Source organism: Nocardioides sambongensis, from assembly GCF_006494815.1.
GTDB classification, from domain to species: Bacteria; Actinomycetota; Actinomycetes; order Propionibacteriales; family Nocardioidaceae; genus Nocardioides; species Nocardioides sambongensis.
Window position 1 is genome coordinate 1,003,025 of record NZ_CP041091.1, and the last position, 18,714, is coordinate 1,021,738.

Below are 18,714 nucleotides of genomic sequence, written 5' to 3' on the forward strand. Positions count from 1 at the left end.
CTCAACGCCCCTGGAACTGGGGTGCCCGCTTCTCCAGGAACGCCCGGGGGCCCTCCTTGGCGTCGGCGGAGGAGAAGACCGCGGCGCCGACCTTCGCGTCGTCCGCCCAGCACTCCTCCTCGTGCTTGCCCTCGGAGTCGCGCATGGTCCGAAGGATCGCCTGGACCGCGAGCGGGCCGTTCGCAGCGATCATGTCGGCCAGCTCGTGGGCCTTGGCGAGGGCCTGCCCGTCGGGGACGACGTGCCCGATCAGGCCCAGTTCCTTGGCCTCCGGGGCGAGCAGCGTGCGGCCGGTCAGCAGCAGCTCCGCCGCCACGGTGTAGGGGATCTGCCGGGGAGGCGCACCGCCGAGCCCCCATCGGGTAGAGGCTCCACCGGGCCTCGGCGACGCCGAACTTCGCCGACTCCCCGGCGACGCGGATGTCGGTGCCCTGCAGGATCTCGGTGCCGCCGGCGATCGCGGGCCCCTCGACCGCCGCGATCAGCGGCTTGGTCAGCCGGAAGCCCTTGAGCAGGCCCTTGATCACGGTCGGGTCATAGCTGCCGTCCTCGAAGCTCTCCGACGGCGGCTTCTCGTTCGCGGTCTTGAGATCCATCCCGGCGCAGAAGAAGCCGCCGGCGCCGGTGAGGATGCACACGCGGATCTCCGGATCCTGGTTCACCCGGTCCCAGGCGTCCTCCATGATCCGCATCATCGGGCCGGACAGGGCGTTGCGTCGCTCGGGCCGGTTCATCGTCACGATCAGCTTGTGGCCGTCCTGCTCGACAAGGCAGTCGGGGGTGGCGTCAGCGGTGCTCATACGAAGAACACTAGCGAGAAAGTGAAACGTGTTCTAGTGTCGCCTCGTGGCCCTCAACATCGCTGATCTTTTCGAACACGCCGTCGACGCCGTGCCCGACAAGCCTGCCGTGCAGGTCGGAGATCGCGTCGTCACCTTCGCCGACCTCGAGTCGGCCTCGAACAGGCTCGCCCACTTCCTCCAGGACCGGGGGATCGGTGCGGGCGACCACGTCGGGCTCTACGCCAAGAACAGCATCGAGCACGTGGTCGCGCTGCTCGCCGTGCTCAAGGTGCGGGCCGTGGCGATCAACGTGAACTACCGCTACGTCACCGGCGAGCTGGACTACCTGTTCGACAACGCCGACCTGAAGGGCCTGGTCATGGACCGGGTCTACGCCGACCTCGTCGCCGAGGTCGCCCCTCGGCACGACAGGCTGCAGACGATCGTCGTGGTGCCCGACCCGCTCGAGCCCGGGGACGCCAGCGACGTCTCCCGCTTCGGCGGAATCCTGCTCGACGACGCGATGGAGGGACGCAGCGACGCCCGCGACTTCGGCGAGCGCAGCCCCGACGACATCCACATCATCTACACCGGCGGCACCACCGGCTTCCCCAAGGGCGTGATGTGGCGCCACGAGGACTTCTGGCGCGTCCTGGGCGGCGGTGTCGACTTCATGTCCGGTGAGCTCCAGGAGGAGTTCTCCCAGTCCCGCGCCGCCGCCGAGGGCGCCGGCCTGGTCACCCTGCCGCTGAGCCCGTTGATGCACGGCGGCGCCCAGGCCAGCCTGCTGATGCACCTCTTCGCGGGGCAGAACACGATCCTCGAGCCGAAGTTCGACCCCGTGCGCACCTGGGAGATCGTGGACCGCGAGGGCGTGCAGATGCTCTTCATGACCGGTGACGCGATGGCCCGCCCGCTGATCGAGGCCTACGAGGAGGGCGGCTTCGACGGGCAGACCCTGTTCGCGATCGCCTCCAGCGCCGCGATCTTCTCCAAGGCGGTCAAGGAGCGCTGGATGAAGGCGTTCCCGAACGCCGTCTTCACCGACTCGATCGGCTCGTCCGAGACCGGCTTCCAGGGGACCGGCCTGCAGGACGCCAGCGCGCTGTCCACCGACGGCCCGGTCGTCTCGATATCGCACGGCACGGTGGTCATCGACGACGACAACAAGGTCCTCGACCCGGTCGCCGACGTCGGCAAGGTGGGACGCACCGCCAAGGCCGGCTTCGTCCCGGTCGGCTACTACAAGGACCCCGAGAAGTCCGCCAAGACCTTCGTCACGATCGACGGCGAGCGCTACTCCATCCCCGGCGACTTCGCCCGGATCGAGGAGGGGAACCGGATCACCCTGCTCGGCCGCGGGTCCAACTGCGTCAACACCGGCGGGGAGAAGGTCTACCCCGAGGAGGTCGAGATGGCGATCAAGGCCCACCCCGACGTGTACGACGTACTCGTCGTCGGCATCCCGGACGACAAGTTCGGCCAGGCCGTCGCCGCCGTGATCCAGCCGCGCGAGGGGCCACCGTCGAACTCGAGGGGCTGCGGACCTTCCTGCGCTCCCACCTGTCGGGCTACAAGCTGCCCCGCGCGCTGACGCTGGTCGAGCAGATCCCGCGCAACGCCACCGGCAAGGCGCAGTACCCCAAGGCCAAGGAGCTCGCCCTGGCCTCGCACACCACCCTCTCGAACGGAGCAGGAGCTTCCGCCTGATGCGCACCCCCCTGTGCGATGCCTTCGGCATCGAGTACCCGATCTTCGCGTTCACCCCCTCCGAGCACGTCGCCGCCGCGGTCTCCCGTGCCGGCGGACTCGGGGTCCTGGGCTGCGTCCGATTCAACGACGCCGACGAGCTCGACCGGACCCTCGACTGGATGGACGAGAACACCGACGGCAAGCCGTACGGCGTCGACGTGGTGATGCCGATGAAGATCCCCACCGAGGGCACCTCCACCGACCTGTCCAGCCACATCCCCGAGGACCACAAGAGGTTCGTCGACGAGACCCTCCTCAAGCTCGGAGTGCCGCCACTGCCCGAGGGCGAGGGGCGCGAGGGAGTGCTCGGCTGGCTGCACTCGATGGCGCGCTCGCACGTGGACGTCGCCCTTCAGCACCGGCCCGTCCTGATCGCGAACGCCCTGGGCACGCCCCCGAACGACGTGATCGCCGAGTGCCAGGCCGCCGGCCTCAAGGTGGCCGCCCTGGCCGGTGCGCCCAAGCACGCGCAGAGCCACGTGGCGAACGGCGTCGACATCATCATCGCTCAGGGCTACGAGGCCGGTGGGCACACCGGGGAGATCGCCAGCATGGTGCTCACTCCCGACATCGTCGACGCGGTCGGCCCCCACGTGCCGGTCCTCGGCGCCGGGGGGATCGGGTCCGGTCGGCAGATCGCCGCGTCGTTGGGTCTGGGAGCCCAGGGAGTGTGGACCGGGTCGATCTGGCTCGGCACCGAGGAGTACCGCAACCTCGCCTCCAACAAGGGCTGGGAGACGGCGTTCCTGCGGGCGACCTCCTCCGACACCGTCCGCACCCGCGTCTACACCGGCAAGCCGGCCCGGTTGCTCAAGACCAAGTGGACCCAGGCGTGGGAGGAGGAGGGTGCGCCGGCCCCGCTCCCGATGCCGCTGCAGAACCTGCTCGTCGCGGACGCCCACAACCGGATCAACGCCTCGGGCGACCCGGACGTGATCTCGATGCCGGTGGGACAGATCGTGGGCCGGATGAACGAGGTCCGTCCAGTCGCCGAGGTGATGGGAGACCTGGTCGCGGAGTTCGAGGCGACCGTGAAGAACCTCAGCGCGATCGCGGGTCTCTGACCGGCGTACGCCGAGACCCCGCACGACGAAGGCGCCGGCCACGTGGCCGGCGCCTTCGTCGTACTCGCTCAGCCGGCGGCGGCGAAGCCGCGCCCGATGGCCAGGGCCTGCTCGGTGGCGCCGCCGAAGAGGAACTCGAACCGCTTGCCGGCGGTGAAGTAGCGGTGCGCCTCGCCGTCGAGGTCGATGCCGACGCCGCCGTGGACATGCACCGTGGTGTGCGCCAAGCGGTGCCCGGCGTCGGCGGCCCACAGCTTCGCGGTGGCGGCCTCCTGGGCGGCGGGGAGGCCCTCCGCGAGGCGCCACACCGCCTGCCACAGGGTCAGCCGCTGGGCCAGGACGTCGATGAAGCCGTCGGCCAGCCGCTGGGAGACCGCCTGGAAGGTGCCGATCGGTCGTCCGAACTGCTCCCGGGTCTTCGCGTACTCCGCGGTGAGCCGGAGCGCGCCCTCGGTGACCCCGAGCTGCTCCGCGGCGGCGCAGGTGATCAGGAGCTCGGCGAGCCGTTCCGCCGCAGCCTCGTCCCCGACCCGCTGGGCGGGAGCCCCGCGGAACGTCACCAGCGCGGCGACGTCGCCGTCGCTGGTCCTCTGCGCGACGCGCTCCACTCCGTCCGCGTCCGCGTCCACCAGGTGCACGCCGAGCCCGTCCGGACCGGTCGCGGTCACCAGGAACGCCTCGGCCACCATCCCGGCCCGGACCAGGGTCTTCACCCCGGTCAGCGCACCGTCGGCCTCGGCCCGCACCGTCGGCGTACCGGGCAGGTGTGAGCGCTCCTCGGCGACCGCCGCGGTGAAGATCCGGTCTCCGAGCTCGATCTCCGTGCCGGCGAGCAGGGCGGTGCAGGCGCCGTGCACGGCCAGCGGCACGGGGGCGACCCGCCTGCCGACCTCGACGAGGACGCGGGCGAGCTCGATCAGGCCCAGCCCGGCGCCGCCCTGTCGCTCGGGGACGTGCAGCGAGAGCAGACCGGCGTCGCTGAGATCGGCCCAGAGCGCCCGGTCGAACCGGTCGCCCGCGGCCTCCACCTGCTTCAGGCGGTCGTTGGTGGTCCGGTCGGCCAGGATCCGGGCGGCCAGGTCGGCGGCCTCGTCCTGCTCGGGGGTGAAGAGGAAGTCCATCGGGTTTCTCCGTCGTGACGTGGGTGGTCAGGCGCGCTTCGCGGCGGGCAGGCCCAGGCCCACATAGCCGATGATGTCGCGCTGGATCTCGTTGGTGCCGCCGCCGAAGGTCATCACCAGCGACGACCGGTGGAACCTCTCGAGACGGCCGGCGAGGACGGCGCCGGGGGAGTCGGCGGTCACGCCCGCGTGCGGACCCACGATCTCCATCAGGCTGCGGTAGACCTCGGTCGCCAGCTCCGAGCCGTAGATCTTGGTGGCGGACGCCTCGGCGGGTGACAGCGCGACGCCGTGGTCGGCGTCGGCGGCCAGCTTCCAGTTGACCAGGGTGAGCGCTTCGATCCGGGCGTGCGCGCGGCCCAGGGCGATCTGCACCCACTCGGTGTCGATCACCCGACCGCCGTCGGGGTTGCGGGTCTGCGCGGCCCACTCCTTGACCAGGGTGAGGGAGTGCTGCAACGGCGCGGCGGAGGTCAGCGCGACGCGCTCGTGGTTGAGCTGGTTGGTCATCAGGGCCCAGCCGCCACCGCGCTCGCCGACGAGGTTGTCGGCCGGCACCCGCACGTCGGAGTAGTACGTCGCCGAGGTGTGCACGCCGGCGACGGTGTGCACGGGCGTGTAGGAGAACCCCTCGGCGTCGGCCGGCACCAGGATCATCGACAGCCCCTTGTGCCGGGGTGCCTCGGGCTCGGTCCGGCAGGCCATCCAGATCCAGTCGGCGTACTGGATCAGCGACGTCCACATCTTCTGTCCGTCGATCACCCACTCGCCGGCGCTCTCGTCCAGGGTCGCCCTGGTCCTCAGCGAGGCGAGGTCGGTGCCGGACCCGGGCTCGGAGTAGCCGATCGAGAAGTGCAGCTGGCCGGCGAGGATCTTCGGCAGGAAGTGGTCCTTCTGCTCGTCGCTGCCGAACCGCATGATCGTGGGCCCGACCGTGTTCAGGGTAAGGTAGGGGATCGGCACCCCGGCGATCGCCGCGGCGTCGGTGAAGATCAGCTGCTCCACCATCGAGCGGGCCTGACCGCCGTACTCCTTGGGCCACCCGATGCCGAGCCAACCGTCCGCGCCGATCTGGGCGATCACCTTCTTGTAGACCCCGGCCTCACCGAACTCGCCGGTGGCCGAGGCCAGCCCGGCTCGGATCTCGGGAGTCACCAGATCGGCGAAGTAGGCGCGGAGCTCCTCCCGCAGCGCGATCTGCTGAGGTTCCAGTGCGAGGTGCATGTCAGTGATCTCCTGAGCCGTGGCTTGTCTCCGTGCGAGCAAAACTATAACGTGTTCTACATGAGCGACACCCGGATGTTGGACCAGGGGACCGCGCCCGAGCGGTTCGCACGTGGTTGGCACTGCCTCGGGCTGGCATCGGCGTTCGCCGACGGCAAGCCGCACGCGATCCAGGGCTTCGGCACCAAGCTCGTGGTGTGGCAGGACAGCAAGGGCGAGCTCAACGTGCTCGACGGCTACTGCCGGCACATGGGTGGCGACCTGACCCAGGGTGAGGTCAAGGGCGACGAGATCGCCTGCCCGTTCCACGACTGGCGGTGGGGAGGCGACGGCAAGTGCAAGGAGATCCCGTACGCGCGCCGGGTCCCGCTGCGTGCCCGCACCCAGCGCTACGAGACCGCGGTGGTCAACGACCAGCTGCTGGTCTGGCACGACGTCCAGGGCTCCAAGGCCGACCGGGAGATCCTCCCGCCGCAGCTGCCCGGCGTGGCCGAGGGTGAGTACACCGACTGGGTGTGGAACACCGAGGAGATCATCGGCTCCCACTGCCGGGAGCTGATCGACAACGTGGTCGACATGGCGCACTTCTACTACGTGCACTTCGCCTTCCCGACCAGCTTCCGCAACGTCTTCGAAGGCACCGAGGCGACCCAGTTCATGGAGTCGAAGGGCCGGCCCGACAAGGCCGACGGCGGCTACGGCGACTCCGACCTGTTCCTCCGGTCCGAGGCGCGGTACTACGGGCCGGCGTACATGATCAACTGGCTGGACACCGACTACAAGGGCTTCAACACCGAGGTCGTGCTGATCAACTGCCACGTGCCCACCGGCCCGGACTCGTTCACGCTGCACTACGGCATCACCGTGAAGAAGCCGGAGGGGATGGACGACGCGACGGCCGACTTCATCGCCAAGAAGTACGCCGACATGTTCGGCAGCGGCTTCCTCCAGGACGTGCACATCTGGAAGAACAAGGTGCCCGTGCAGAATCCGCTGCTCTGCGAGGAGGACGGACCGGTCTACCAGCTGCGCCGCTGGTACGAGCAGTTCTACGTCGACGTCGACGACATCGACCCGGAGATGACCGACCGCTTCGAGTTCGAGGTCGACACCACCAAGGCCAACGAGTACTGGCAGGCCGAGGTCGCCGACAACCTGGCGAAGAAGGCCGAGCAGGACGCGGCCGCCGGGGTCCCGGCGGGGCACTGATGGCCTCGTTCGTCCCGACCAGCGAGGACACCGTCGAGGACCAGCGGCTCTACACCTCGGCGCGGCTGGTCCAGGTCTCCTGCCTGGACTGCCTCGCGACCGTCGGCGTCAAGAAGAACAGCGACCACCACACCTCGATCCAGTGGACCGCCGCAGCGGTGGAGGCCTGCCCCGAGCTGGCGCACCGGGCGCGCAGTTCCGATGGTCGGGACAGCTTCCGGCCCTGCCCCCGGATGCTGGCTAGCATCGACGCCGCCGTGCGCGCAGGAGACGTCGAGATCGGCGCCCACGACGGCTACTGAGCCGCTCGGGCGCGCTCGGGCTCCGCGGAGGCCGTCCGCGGCGCGCTCCGCCGTACCAACCCTTCGACCCGCAAGCAGAGGAACACAACGTGGACATCGAGTCCTTCGTGCTGGACGTCGTCGACATCGTCGACGAGACCGCGGACGCGCGGTCGATCAGCTTCGCCCAGCCGGCCGACGCCGCGGAGAAGTTCGACTACAAGCCGGGCCAGTTCCTCACTGTCGCGATCCCGAGTGACCAGACCGGCATCGCCGCCCGCTGCTACTCGCTCTCCAGCAGCCCGCACGACGGGGGACCGCTGACCGTCACCGTCAAGCGCACCGCCGAGGGCTACGCGTCCAACTGGCTCTGCGACAACCTCAAGACCGGCGACACCCTGCGGGTGCTGCCGCCGTCGGGCATCTTCAGCCCGGCGTCGCTGGACCGTGAGCTCCTGCTCTTCGCCGGCGGCTCCGGGGTGACGCCGATCATGTCGATCGTGCGGACGGCGCTCGACGAGGGCACCGGCCGGATCGTCGTGTTCTACGCCAACCGCGACGAGCGCTCGGTGATCTTCGCCGACGAGCTGGCCCGTCTCTCCGCCGAGAACCCCGAGCGCCTGCAGGTCATCCACTGGCTGGAGTCGGTGCAGGGCCTCCCCACCGCGGAGCAGATGAGGGCCTTCGCCGGCCAGCACCTCGCCGCGGACGCCTTCGTCTGCGGCCCCGCGCCGTTCATGAAGATGGTGACCGGCGTGCTCAAGGAGCTGGAGTTCCCGCGGGACCGCCGGCACCAGGAGAAGTTCGTCTCGCTCGGCGGCAACCCCTTCGGTGACGTCGAGGAGTTGCAGCGTGCCGAGGAGGAGATCGCGGCGGCCGAGTCCGACGACGACGGCGCCGCCGCGGACGTCTTCTCCGACCTCGCCGCGGGGCCGGTCAAGCTCGAGGTCGAGCTCGACGGCGACACCTTCGCCTACGACGACTGGGACCCGAAGCAGACCATGCTCGACTTCCTGGAGGGCAAGGGCGTCAAGGCGCCCTACTCGTGCCGGGAGGGGGAGTGCTCGGCGTGCGCCATCCGCCTGATCGAGGGCGACGTGAAGATGACCCACAACGACGTCCTCGACGACGAGGACCTCGAGGACGGCATCCGGCTCGGTTGCCAGGCCCACCCCACCACGGACACCGTGAAGGTCAGCTACAGCTGACCCGCCGGTGCCGGTGGCGCGGTCACCAGCCGCGTTCGCGCCACTCCGGGAGGTGCGGCCGCTCGTCGCCGAGCCGGGAGTCGTCGCCGTGACCTGGGTAGAACCAGGTGTCGTCGCCGAACCGGCCGAAGATCTTGGACTCGACGTCGTCGACGAGCGTCCGGAACGCGGCCGCGTCCCCGAACGTGTTGCCGACGCCGCCGGGGAACAGGGAGTCGCCGGTGAAGAGGTGCCAGGTGCCGCCGGATGCGGTGTCGTCGTACCCGAGGACGATCGAGCCCGGGGTGTGGCCGGTGACCCGGATCACCTGCAGCGTGGCCGCGCCCACCGCGACGGTGTCGCCGTCGCGCACCCGGACGGTGACCGGCACCCCGGTCTGCTCGGTGATGGCGTCGGCGTCGGGCTCGCCGGCGACCACCGCCGCGCCGGTGGCCTCGACCACCGCGGGGAGGGCGCGGTGGTGGTCCCAGTGCTGGTGGGTGGTGACCACCGCGGCGAGCCCGTCGTCCCCGATCAGCGGTAGCAGCGTCTCGGGGGAGTCCGCCGCGTCGATCAGGGCCTGGGCACCGGTCTCCCGGCACCGCAGCAGATAGGCGTTGTTGGACATCTTCTCGTCGACCGCGACCTTGGTGATGGTGAGCGCATCGAGCTCGCGCACCTGGGGGGACCCGCCGACCGTGACATCTCCGACATAGCTCACGGGGACGATCCTGCCACTGCGCCACGCGTGTTTCCACGGGCGGGGCGACGGAGGGGAGCCGACGGGGACGTGGCGGGAAGTCAGGCGGCGAAACCGTAGTTGTCGGTGGTGAGTGAGAAGGTGTCGGCGGCGTGGCGGGTTGTCCGCGCGCCGTACCCTGGCAAACACTTGTTCGAACCCGAGCGAGAAGGCTCGACCACCGGAGCAAAGGACCGAGGACCGGTAGTGACCGACCAGTTGATCATCCGCGGCGCGCGCGAGCACAACCTCAAGGACGTCTCGATCGACCTGCCGCGGGACTCCCTGATCGTCTTCACCGGGCTCTCCGGCTCGGGGAAGTCGAGCCTCGCGTTCGACACCATCTTCGCCGAGGGCCAGCGCAGGTACGTCGAGTCGCTCTCGGCGTACGCGCGGCAGTTCCTCGGGCAGATGGACAAGCCCGACGTCGACTTCATCGAGGGTCTCTCCCCGGCGGTCTCGATCGACCAGAAGTCGACCAGCAAGAACCCCCGCTCGACCGTCGGCACCATCACCGAGGTCTACGACTACCTGCGGCTGCTCTACGCACGCGCCGGCCGGCCGCACTGCCCGACCTGCGGCGCACCGATCGAGCAGCAGACCCCGCAGCAGATCGTCGACCGGATGCTGACGCTCGAGGAGGGCACCCGGTTCCAGGTGCTGGCTCCCGTGGTGCGCGGGCGCAAGGGTGAGTACGTCGACCTGTTCCGGCAGTTGCAGACCCAGGGGTTCTCCCGGGCCCGGGTGGACGGCGAGACGCACGGCCTCGACAACCCACCGACCCTGGACAAGAAGCTCAAGCACACGATCGAGGTCGTGGTCGACCGGCTCGCGGTGAAGGAGTCGGCCAAGCGCCGGCTCACCGACTCCGTCGAGACCGCGCTCGGTCTGGCCGGCGGCCTGGTCGTCTTCGACCTGGTCGACTCCGGCCAGGAGCTCAAGTTCTCGGAGAAGATGGCGTGCCCCAACGAGCACCCGATCGAGACCGACGACCTCGAGCCGCGCTCGTTCTCCTTCAACTCTCCCTTCGGCGCCTGTCCGTCCTGCACCGGACTCGGCACCCGGATGGAGGTCGACCCCGAGCTCGTCGTGCCCGACGAGACGGCGACCCTGGCCGAGGGCGCACTGCAGCCGTGGAGCCACGCGCACGTGGCCGACTACTTCGGCAAGCTGCTGATCGCGCTGGGCGAGGAGCTCGGCTTCGACGTCGACACCCCGTGGTCCGACCTGTCCGCCAGGGCGCGCAAGGCGATCCTGGAGGGCCACCCGACGAAGGTCCACGTGGTGACCCGCAACCGCTACGGACGGGAGCGCTCCTACTACGCCCAGTTCGAGGGCGTCCGGACCTACGTGGAGCGGCGCCACCGTGAGGCCGAGAGCGACACCAGCCGGGAGCGCTTCGAGGGGTTCATGCGCGAGGTGCCGTGTCCCGTCTGCGCCGGCAGCCGGCTCAAGCCGGTCTCCATGGCGGTGACCCTCGGCAGCCGGGACCACGGCGGCAAGAACATCGCCGAGGTCTGCGCCCTGCCGATCAACGAGGCGGCCGACTACCTCAACGATCTCGATCTCTCCGCTCGCGAGCGCCAGATCGGCGAGCGGGTGCTCAAGGAGATCCAGGAGCGGCTCAACTTCCTCCTCGACGTCGGCCTCGACTACCTCTCGCTCGACCGCCCCTCCGGCTCGCTCTCCGGTGGCGAGGCCCAGCGGATCCGGCTGGCCACCCAGATCGGGGCCGGCCTGGTCGGTGTCCTCTACGTCCTGGACGAGCCGTCCATCGGCCTGCACCAGCGGGACAACCAGAAGCTCATCGAGACCCTGGTCCGCCTCAAGGACCTCGGCAACACGCTGATCGTGGTCGAGCACGACGAGGACACGATCAAGGTCGCCGACTGGGTGGTCGACATCGGCCCCGGCGCCGGAGAGCACGGCGGTCAGGTGGTGCACTCCGGCACGGTCGCGGATCTCTACACGCACCCCGACTCGATGACCGGGCAGTATCTCTCGGGTCGCCGGGAGATCGCGGTGCCGCCGATCCGTCGTCCGCGGACGATCGGACGTGAGCTCCGGGTGCACGGCGCCCGCGAGCACAACCTGCAGAACATCGACGTCTCGTTCCCGCTGGGGATGTTCGTCGCGGTCACCGGTGTGTCCGGCTCCGGCAAGTCGACGCTGGTCAACGACATCCTCTACACCTCGCTGGCCAAGCAGATCTACAACGCCCGCACCATCCCGGGCAGGCACCAGAAGATCACCGGTCTCGAGCACGTGGACAAGGTGATCCACGTGGACCAGTCGCCGATCGGCCGGACCCCTCGCTCCAACCCGGCCACCTACACCGGCGTCTTCGACCACGTGCGCAAGCTGTTCGCGCAGACCCCCGAGGCCAAGGTGCGGGGCTACCAGCAGGGTCGGTTCTCGTTCAACGTCAAGGGTGGGCGCTGCGAGGCCTGCTCCGGTGACGGCACGATCAAGATCGAGATGAACTTCCTGCCGGACGTCTACGTGCCGTGCGAGGTCTGCCACGGCGCCCGCTACAACCGCGAGACGCTGGAGGTCCACTACAAGGGCAAGACCATCGCCGAGGTCCTCGACATGCCGATCGAGGAGGCGGTGGACTTCTTCGCCGCGGTGCCGGCCATCGCCCGGCACATGACCACGCTGATGGAGGTCGGGCTGGGGTACGTGCGGCTCGGCCAGCCCGCGACGACGCTCTCCGGCGGAGAGGCACAGCGGGTGAAGCTCGCCGCCGAGCTCCAGAAGCGCTCGACCGGGCGTACCGTCTACGTGCTCGACGAGCCGACCACCGGTCTGCACTTCGAGGACATCCGCAAGCTCCTCGGCGTGCTGTCCAGCCTGGTCGACAAGGGCAACTCCGTGCTGGTCATCGAGCACAACCTGGACGTGATCAAGACCGCCGACTGGATCGTCGACATGGGACCCCAGGGCGGATCCCGCGGCGGCACCGTGGTCGCCGAGGGCACGCCCGAGGACGTCGTCGGCGTGCCGGAGAGCTTCACCGGACAGTTCCTGGCCCCGCTGTTGGACGGGCGCGAGGCGGTCCAGTCGAAGGCGGTGCGAGCACCGGCGGCGGAGCCGGCGCCGGCGCGTGGGCCGGGTGCGAAGAAGGCGGCTGCGAAGAAGGCGGCTGCGAAGGCTCCCGCCAAGAAGAGCGCGGCAAGGCGGACGACGACTCGCAGGTCCGGAGCCAGCTCCTGACCCGGCCGCCCGGCAGATCCGACTGACCCGGCCGACCCGGGGAACCGCGCCGCCCGGCACAGGTCCTCAGGCGGGTCACAGCAACGATCCGTACCCTGGTGGACATGGCAACCCTGAACCGCCGACACGCACTCGGGGGCGCGGCCGCCGCCGGCATCGGAGCGCCGCTGCTCGCGGCCTGCGGCGGTGAGAGCGCCGACCCGGACGCACCCACCACCGTCAGCGCGTCGCCGGACGGCGGCAACACCCCGACGTCGGGCGCCGCGGAAGGCGGGTCCTCCGGAGGCGCTGCGTCCGGGCTGGTCGCCGTCGACGACGTGCCGGTCGGCGGGGGCGTGGTCGTCTCCGCCGAGGAGATCGTGGTCACCCAGCCCACCGACGGCGAGTTCAAGGCGTTCACCGCGGTGTGCACGCACTCGCAGTGCCTGGTGACCTCGGTGGAGGACGGAGAGATCGTCTGCCCCTGCCACGGCAGCCACTTCGCGGTCGCGGACGGCGCGGTGACCTCCGGCCCGGCGCCGTCGGCGTTGGCCGAGGTGGGGATCGAGGTCGTCGACGGTCAGGTGGTCCGTTCGTGAAGGACGTGCGTGCCTCCCGCCGGATCGTCTTCCAGGGTCTGGGCGCCCTCGGTGTGGCCGTCGCGCTGGCCGGTTGCGGTGGCGGGGAGTCCGAGGCTCCGGAGGTCGAGGCCGGCACCGAGCTGGCCACCACGGACGAGGTCCCGGTCGGTGGCGGCGTGGTGCTCACCGAGGAGAAGGTGGTGCTCACCCAGCCCACCGACGGCGAGTTCAAGGCGTTCACCGCGGTCTGCACCCACCAGGGGCTCACCGTGACGTCCGTCGACGGCGACACGATCCGGTGCAGCCACCACGGCAGCGCCTACTCGGCGACGTCCGGCGAGGTCACCGGCGGTCCGGCGACCCAGGCGCTGGCCGAGGTCGCCATCGAGGTCGACGGCGACCGGATCCTCTCCGCTTGAGCCTCACCGGCCCACCAGCCGGGTCGGTGCCCGACCGTAGGGTGAAGCCGTGCCGTCCCCGCTGACCTACCGGCCCGAACCGGGCTCCATCCCGACCCAGCCGGGCGTCTACCGCTTCCGGGACCGGAACCGCCGGGTGATCTACGTCGGCAAGGCGAAGAACCTGCGGTCCCGGCTCTCCTCGTACTTCCAGGACCTCGGCAACCTGCACCCGCGCACGGCCTCCATGGTCACCACGGCGAGCTCAGTGGAATGGACCGTGGTCAAGACCGAGGTCGAGGCCCTCCAGTTGGAGTACTCCTGGATCAAGGAGTACGACCCGCGGTTCAACGTGAAGTACCGCGACGACAAGTCCTACCCGTGGCTGGCGGTGACCGTCGGCGACGAGTTCCCGCGGGTGATGGTGGGCCGCGGCGCCAAGCGCAAGGGCACCCGCTACTTCGGCCCCTACAGCCACGCCTGGGCGATCCGGGAGACGGTCGACATCCTGCTCCGCGTGTTCCCGATGCGCTCGTGCACCAACGGGGTCTTCAAGCGGTCGGCGCAGATCGGACGGCCCTGCCTGCTCGGCTACATCGACAAGTGCTCCGCCCCCTGCGTCGGCCAGGTCTCCGCCGACGAGCACCGGGCGATCGTCGACGACTTCTGCGACTTCATGGCCGGTCGGACCAAGCAGTTCACCCGCCGCATCGAGACGGAGATGTACGCCGCCTCCGACGCGCTCGACTTCGAGAAGGCAGCGCGGCTGCGGGACGACCTCGGCGCCATGGAGAAGGCGCTGGAGAAGCAGGCAGTGGTGCTCGGCGACGGCGCGGACGCCGACGTGATCGCCCTCGCCGAGGACCCGCTCGAGGTGGCGGTGCAGATCTTCCACGTCCGCGGCGGCCGGATCCGCGGCCAGCGCGGTTGGGTGGCCGACCGCACCGACGACGGGGGCACCGCGGAGCTGGTGGAGGACTTCCTGCTCCAGCTCTACGCCGGCGTGGCGCGCGAGGAGGCGCGCGACGTCGTACCGCGGGAGATCCTGGTGCCGCAGATGCCGGCCGACGCGGCCACCTTCGAGGCGCTGCTGGGCGACCTGCGCGGCAGCCGGGTGGACATCCGGGTCCCGCAGCGCGGTGACAAGCGCACGCTGCAGGAGACCGTGGCGCGCAACGCCGCCGAGGCGCTGGCTCTGCACAAGACCAAGCGCGCCAGCGACCTGACCACCCGCAACCGAGCGCTCGCCGAGATCGCCGAGGCACTGGAGCTGGAGGAGGCGCCGCTGCGGATCGAGTGCTACGACGTCTCCCACATCCAGGGCAGCGAGATCGTGGCGTCGATGGTGGTCTTCGAGGACGGCCTGGCCCGCAAGGGCGAGTACCGACGGTTCGTGATCCGTGACCAGGAGGGTTCCGACGACGTCGCGGCGATGCACGAGGTGATCACTCGGCGGTTCCGGCGCCTGCTCGACGAGCAGGCCCGCAGCGAGCTGCGTCCCGGTGGTCCCGGCGACGCGGAGAGCGGACCGATGCTGGTCGACCCCGACACCGGGCGGCCGCGCAAGTTCGCCTACGCCCCCGGACTGGTCGTGGTCGACGGTGGCGCTCCGCAGGTGGCCGCCGCCCAGCGGGCGCTCGACGAGCTCGGCATCGACGACATCCCGATCTGCGGGCTGGCGAAGCGGCTGGAGGAGGTCTGGCTGCCCGGCGAGGAGGACCCGGTGATCCTGCCGCGCACCTCCGAAGGGCTCTACCTGCTGCAACGGGTGCGCGACGAGGCCCACCGCTTCGCGATCACCCACCACCGCTCGCGCCGGTCGAAGTCGATGGTGGAGAGCCTCCTGGACGACGTACCGGGGCTGGGCGAGGTGCGGCGCAAGACGCTGATCCGGCACTTCGGCTCGCTGCGCAAGCTGCGGGCCGCCACGGTGGAGGAGGTCGCGGAGGTGCCCGGGATCGGCCCGCGCACGGCCGCCGCGATCAAGGGCGCCGTCGGGGACGCACCCGCGGCGCGCAAGACTGGTGTCGCAGTGGACGAAGTCGGCGACGGTCCCGAGGACGGGACCGCGGGGGAGCGAGGTGGCCGGTGACCGGATCGACGGTGCGGGACGAGGACGTCAGGCGTGGCCAGCTGGTCGTGGTGACCGGGATGACCGGCGCCGGGCGCAGCACGGCCGCCAAGGAGCTGGAGGACCTCGGCTACTACGTCGTGGACAACCTGCCGCCGAGCCTCGTCCCCGAGGTGGTGCGCCTGGTCGACGAGAGCCTCGGCCCGTTGCAGCCGATCGCGGTCGTCGTGGACGTCCGGTCCGGCTCCTTCTTCCACGGCCTGAAGAGCACGCTCGCCCACGGATTCACCGGGCGTGACGCGTCCCTGGTCTTCCTCGACGCGACCGACGAGGTGCTGGTCCGCCGACAGGAGGCGGTACGACGCCCGCACCCGCTCCAGGAGGGTGGGCGGCTCCTCGACGGGCTGCAGCGCGAACGGGTGGTGATGGCCGAGGTGCGCGCGGACGCGGACCTGGTGATCGACACCTCCAACCTGAACGTGCACCAGTTGACCGACCGGATCGCCGAGGGATTCGGCTCCGCCGAGGCCACCCGTCTGCGGGTGATGGTGATCAGCTTCGGCTTCAAGTACGGGATCCCGGTGGACGCCGACTACGTCGCGGACATGCGCTTCCTGCCCAACCCGCACTGGGTCCCGGACCTGCGCAGCCACACCGGCAAGGACCAGGACGTCGCCGACTACGTGCTGGCGCGGCCCGGCGCCGAGGAGTTCCTCGACGCCTACCTGCCGGTGCTCACCACGGTCGCCGCCGGCTACCTCCGCGAGGGGAAGCGGTTCATGCGGGTGGCGGTCGGGTGCACCGGCGGGAAGCACCGCAGCGTGGCGATGACCGAGGAGATCGCGCGGCGTCTGGCGGAGCAGGGCTACGCCGTCCGCACCGTGCACCGCGATCTCGGACGCGAGTGATGGGCACCGGCGGTCTCGACCGGGCCCAGTCGGTGGTGGCCCTGGGCGGCGGCCACGGGCTGCACGCCAGCCTGAGCGCCCTGCGGATGCTGGTCGACGACCTCACGGTCGACGACCTCACGGCGGTGGTGACGGTGGCGGACAACGGAGGCTCCTCCGGTCGCCTCCGGGGCGAGTTCGGGGTGCTCCCGCCCGGCGACCTGCGGATGGCCCTGGCCGCGCTGTGCGGGGACGACGAGTGGGGCGACACCTGGGCGAAGGTCCTCCAGCACCGGTTCGCCGGCGAGGGGGAGATGCGCGGACACGTCGTCGGCAACCTGTTGATCGTCGGGCTCTGGGAGCTGCTGGGGGACCACGTCGACGCACTGGACTGGGTCGGACGGCTGCTGGGCGCCAAGGGCAGGGTGCTGCCGATGGCGGTGACCCCGATGGACATCGCCGCCGAGGTCAGCGGCGTCGCGGCCGACGACCCGTCGGCCCGGGTGGTGGTGCGCGGGCAGGTCGAGGTGGCCACGACCGGGGGCGTGATCGAGTCGATCTCCCTGGTCCCTCCGGACCCCGAGGTGCCGCCCGCGGTGGTCGAGGCCATCAGCGGCGCGGACTGGGTGGTGCTGGGTCCGGGCTCCTGGTTCACCTCCGTGCTCCCGCACCTGAAGGTGCGGGACCTGGCGCGGGCGCTGGTCGAGACCGACGCCCGCGTGGTGGTGGTGCTCAACCTCGCCGAGCAGATCGGCGAGACCGGCGGCTTCGGGCCGAGCGACCACCTCGCGGTCCTCGCGCAGCACGCTCCCGAGCTGACGATCCACACGGTCCTGGCCGACCGCAGCACGATGGAGGACTCACCCGCGCACCGCGCCGACCTGGAGGAGGCGGTGCGGACCCTGGGGGCGCACCTCGTGGTTGCGGACGTCGCCGTGGACGACGGGTCTCCGCGCCACGACCCGGAACGGCTGGCGGCCGCCTACGCGGGGATCCTGGGCTCCGCACCCGGCGGCGACTGAGCGCCGCCCCGCGCGTGGTGACCCCGGTCATGACGGGCGGTCTCTGTGCGGCATCCGGGCCCGCGGTCGTTGACTCCCGTGGCAGGATCGGACCCATGGCGATGACGGCGCAGGTGAAGGCGGAGCTCGCAGGGATCGGAGTCACCAAAGCGTGTTGCCGCAAGTCGGAGGTCGCCTCCACCCTTCGGTTCGCCGGGGGGCTGCACATCGTCGGCGGGCGGATCGTCGTGGAGGCCGAGCTGGACACCGGTGCGGCCGCGCGGCGCCTGCGCAAGGACGTGGCCGAGATCTACGGGCAGAGCTCCGACGTGGTCATGGTGCAGGGCAACGGGATCCGGAAGGGGAGCCGTTACATCGTCCGCGTGGTGAAGGACGGTGAGGCGCTCGCCCGGCAGACCGGACTGCTCGACCAGCGCGGCCGACCGGTGCGCGGACTGCCGCCGGCCGTCGTCTCCGGCGGCGCCTGCGACGCGGTGGCCGCGTGGCGCGGCGCGTTCCTGGCACACGGCTCGCTGACCGAGCCCGGTCGTTCCTCGGCGATGGAGATCACCTGCCCCGGCTCGGAGGCGGCGCTGGCGCTGGTCGGCGTCGCGCGCCGCTTGGGCATCCAGGCCAAGGCCCGTGAGGTACGGGGCGTGGACCGGGTGGTGATCCGCGACGGCGACGCGATCGGTCAGCTGCTCACCCGGCTCGGCGCCCACGAGACGCTGATGGCCTGGGAGGAGCGTCGGATGCGACGTGAGGTGCGTGCCACCGCCAACCGTCTCGCGAACTTCGACGACGCCAACCTCCGTCGATCGGCCCGGGCCGCGGTGACCGCGGGTGCCCGCGTCGAGCGCGCCATGGAGATCCTCGGCGACGAGGTCCCCGACCACCTGAAGATGGCCGGCTCCCTCCGGCTGGAGCATAAGCAGGCATCCCTGGAGGAGCTCGGGCAGCTCCACGAGCCGGTGCTCACCAAGGACGCCATCGCCGGCCGGATCCGCCGGCTGCTCGCGATGGCGGACAAGCGGGCCGAGGAGCTGGGCATCCCGGACACCGAGGCGTCCCTGACCCCGGAGATGCTGGCCGGCGACGCCTGACCGGGGCGCCCGTTACCTGATGTTCTCGCAGGTCATGAGTTTTTGGAACGATCTGAGACGTTCCTGCCGCCAGCGCCGGGGCGAGGGCCGGGGACGCTAGGGTCGAGTTACCCAGATCA

General features: G+C 70.6%; 16 protein-coding genes and 1 pseudogene. 12 read left to right on the top strand and 5 right to left on the bottom strand.

Features of this window, described 5'->3' with window-relative positions; genetic code table 11:
- Position 1: 1 nt before the first annotated feature.
- Positions 2-316, bottom strand: coding sequence for an enoyl-CoA hydratase-related protein (locus FIV43_RS23080; RefSeq protein WP_269204059.1), 315 nt, complete (start codon positions 314-316; stop codon positions 2-4).
- A gap of 97 nt (positions 317-413) precedes the next feature.
- A pseudogene (locus FIV43_RS23085) lies at positions 414-800 on the bottom strand (enoyl-CoA hydratase-related protein); the annotation flags it as partial.
- A 46-nt stretch (positions 801-846) separates the two neighbouring features.
- On the opposite strand from FIV43_RS23085, the gene FIV43_RS04640 reads away from it, so the two are divergent.
- Both FIV43_RS04640 and FIV43_RS04645 read left to right on the top strand, forming a co-directional pair.
- The gene (locus FIV43_RS04640) at positions 847-2,376 is read left to right on the top strand and encodes an acyl-CoA synthetase (protein WP_231123690.1); all 1,530 of its coding nucleotides are present in this window, start codon (positions 847-849) and stop codon (positions 2,374-2,376) included.
- 115 nt (positions 2,377-2,491) lie between these two features.
- Complete coding sequence (locus tag FIV43_RS04645) at positions 2,492-3,598, top strand: NAD(P)H-dependent flavin oxidoreductase (protein ID WP_141013189.1); 1,107 nt, start codon at positions 2,492-2,494, stop codon at positions 3,596-3,598.
- A 68-nt stretch (positions 3,599-3,666) separates the two neighbouring features.
- On the opposite strand, the gene FIV43_RS04650 is transcribed toward FIV43_RS04645, so the two are convergent.
- Together FIV43_RS04650 and FIV43_RS04655 are read right to left on the bottom strand one after the other, a co-directional pair.
- Entirely contained in the window at positions 3,667-4,719 is a 1,053-nt protein-coding gene (locus tag FIV43_RS04650; RefSeq protein ID WP_141013190.1) for an acyl-CoA dehydrogenase family protein, read from the bottom strand.
- A 27-nt stretch (positions 4,720-4,746) separates the two neighbouring features.
- Entirely contained in the window at positions 4,747-5,943 is a 1,197-nt protein-coding gene (locus FIV43_RS04655) for an acyl-CoA dehydrogenase family protein (RefSeq protein ID WP_141013191.1), read from the bottom strand.
- Between the two features lie 60 nt (positions 5,944-6,003).
- Between FIV43_RS04655 and FIV43_RS04660 the strand changes: the two genes are divergently transcribed.
- The 3 genes from FIV43_RS04660 to FIV43_RS04670 all read left to right on the top strand — a co-directional run bounded on the left by FIV43_RS04660 (position 6,004) and on the right by FIV43_RS04670 (position 8,641).
- Positions 6,004-7,152 carry a Rieske 2Fe-2S domain-containing protein gene (locus FIV43_RS04660; RefSeq protein WP_141013192.1) on the top strand — a complete coding sequence of 383 codons (1,149 nt, stop codon included), beginning with the start codon at positions 6,004-6,006 and terminating at the stop codon, positions 7,150-7,152.
- On the top strand, positions 7,152-7,454 hold the full coding sequence (locus tag FIV43_RS04665; protein ID WP_141013193.1) for a hypothetical protein: 303 nt from the start codon (positions 7,152-7,154) through the stop codon (positions 7,452-7,454). Before FIV43_RS04660 ends, FIV43_RS04665 begins: the two co-directional genes overlap by 1 nt.
- Before the next feature lie 89 nt (positions 7,455-7,543).
- A complete protein-coding gene (locus tag FIV43_RS04670) occupies positions 7,544-8,641 on the top strand; it encodes a ferredoxin--NADP reductase (RefSeq protein WP_141013194.1) in 1,098 nt (365 codons plus the stop codon).
- Between the two features lie 22 nt (positions 8,642-8,663).
- Here the strand turns inward: FIV43_RS04670 and FIV43_RS04675 are convergent, their stop codons facing one another.
- Positions 8,664-9,341 (bottom strand): MBL fold metallo-hydrolase, encoded by a 678-nt coding sequence (locus FIV43_RS04675; protein WP_141013195.1) that lies wholly within the window; start codon positions 9,339-9,341, stop codon positions 8,664-8,666.
- 225 nt (positions 9,342-9,566) lie between these two features.
- On the opposite strand from FIV43_RS04675, the gene uvrA reads away from it, so the two are divergent.
- The 7 genes from uvrA (at position 9,567) to whiA (ending at position 18,595) form a co-directional block, all read left to right on the top strand.
- Complete coding sequence (uvrA, locus tag FIV43_RS04680) at positions 9,567-12,575, top strand: excinuclease ABC subunit UvrA (protein WP_141013196.1); 3,009 nt, start codon at positions 9,567-9,569, stop codon at positions 12,573-12,575.
- 104 nt (positions 12,576-12,679) lie between these two features.
- Positions 12,680-13,153 carry a Rieske (2Fe-2S) protein gene (locus FIV43_RS04685; protein WP_141013197.1) on the top strand — a complete coding sequence of 158 codons (474 nt, stop codon included), beginning with the start codon at positions 12,680-12,682 and terminating at the stop codon, positions 13,151-13,153.
- Entirely contained in the window at positions 13,150-13,554 is a 405-nt protein-coding gene (locus FIV43_RS04690; RefSeq protein WP_141013198.1) for a Rieske (2Fe-2S) protein, read from the top strand. The genes FIV43_RS04685 and FIV43_RS04690 overlap by 4 nt, the downstream gene beginning before the upstream one ends.
- Before the next feature lie 49 nt (positions 13,555-13,603).
- On the top strand, positions 13,604-15,625 hold the full coding sequence (gene uvrC, locus FIV43_RS04695; protein ID WP_141013199.1) for an excinuclease ABC subunit UvrC: 2,022 nt from the start codon (positions 13,604-13,606) through the stop codon (positions 15,623-15,625).
- Positions 15,626-15,684: 59 nt separating this feature from the next.
- Positions 15,685-16,512: an RNase adapter RapZ gene (gene rapZ, locus FIV43_RS04700; protein WP_141015741.1), complete on the top strand. Its 828-nt coding sequence runs from the start codon at positions 15,685-15,687 to the stop codon at positions 16,510-16,512.
- Complete coding sequence (locus FIV43_RS04705; RefSeq protein WP_141013200.1) at positions 16,512-17,513, top strand: gluconeogenesis factor YvcK family protein; 1,002 nt, start codon at positions 16,512-16,514, stop codon at positions 17,511-17,513. Before rapZ ends, FIV43_RS04705 begins: the two co-directional genes overlap by 1 nt.
- Before the next feature lie 95 nt (positions 17,514-17,608).
- Entirely contained in the window at positions 17,609-18,595 is a 987-nt protein-coding gene (gene whiA, locus FIV43_RS04710; RefSeq protein WP_141013201.1) for a DNA-binding protein WhiA, read from the top strand.
- Positions 18,596-18,714: the final 119 nt, after the last annotated feature.

Excerpts from the sequence above, each read along its gene's own strand:
- FIV43_RS04645 (WP_141013189.1), top strand. The coding sequence starts at position 2,492 with ATGCGCACCCCCCTGTGCGATGCCTTCGGCATCGAGTACCCGATCTTC.
- FIV43_RS04650 (WP_141013190.1), bottom strand. The coding sequence starts at position 4,719 with ATGGACTTCCTCTTCACCCCCGAGCAGGACGAGGCCGCCGACCTGGCC.
- FIV43_RS04655 (WP_141013191.1), bottom strand. The coding sequence starts at position 5,943 with ATGCACCTCGCACTGGAACCTCAGCAGATCGCGCTGCGGGAGGAGCTC.
- FIV43_RS04660 (WP_141013192.1), top strand. The coding sequence starts at position 6,004 with ATGAGCGACACCCGGATGTTGGACCAGGGGACCGCGCCCGAGCGGTTC.
- FIV43_RS04665 (WP_141013193.1), top strand. The coding sequence starts at position 7,152 with ATGGCCTCGTTCGTCCCGACCAGCGAGGACACCGTCGAGGACCAGCGG.
- FIV43_RS04685 (WP_141013197.1), top strand. The coding sequence starts at position 12,680 with ATGGCAACCCTGAACCGCCGACACGCACTCGGGGGCGCGGCCGCCGCC.
- rapZ (WP_141015741.1), top strand. The coding sequence starts at position 15,685 with ATGACCGGCGCCGGGCGCAGCACGGCCGCCAAGGAGCTGGAGGACCTC.
- FIV43_RS04705 (WP_141013200.1), top strand. The coding sequence starts at position 16,512 with ATGGGCACCGGCGGTCTCGACCGGGCCCAGTCGGTGGTGGCCCTGGGC.
- whiA (WP_141013201.1), top strand. The coding sequence starts at position 17,609 with ATGGCGATGACGGCGCAGGTGAAGGCGGAGCTCGCAGGGATCGGAGTC.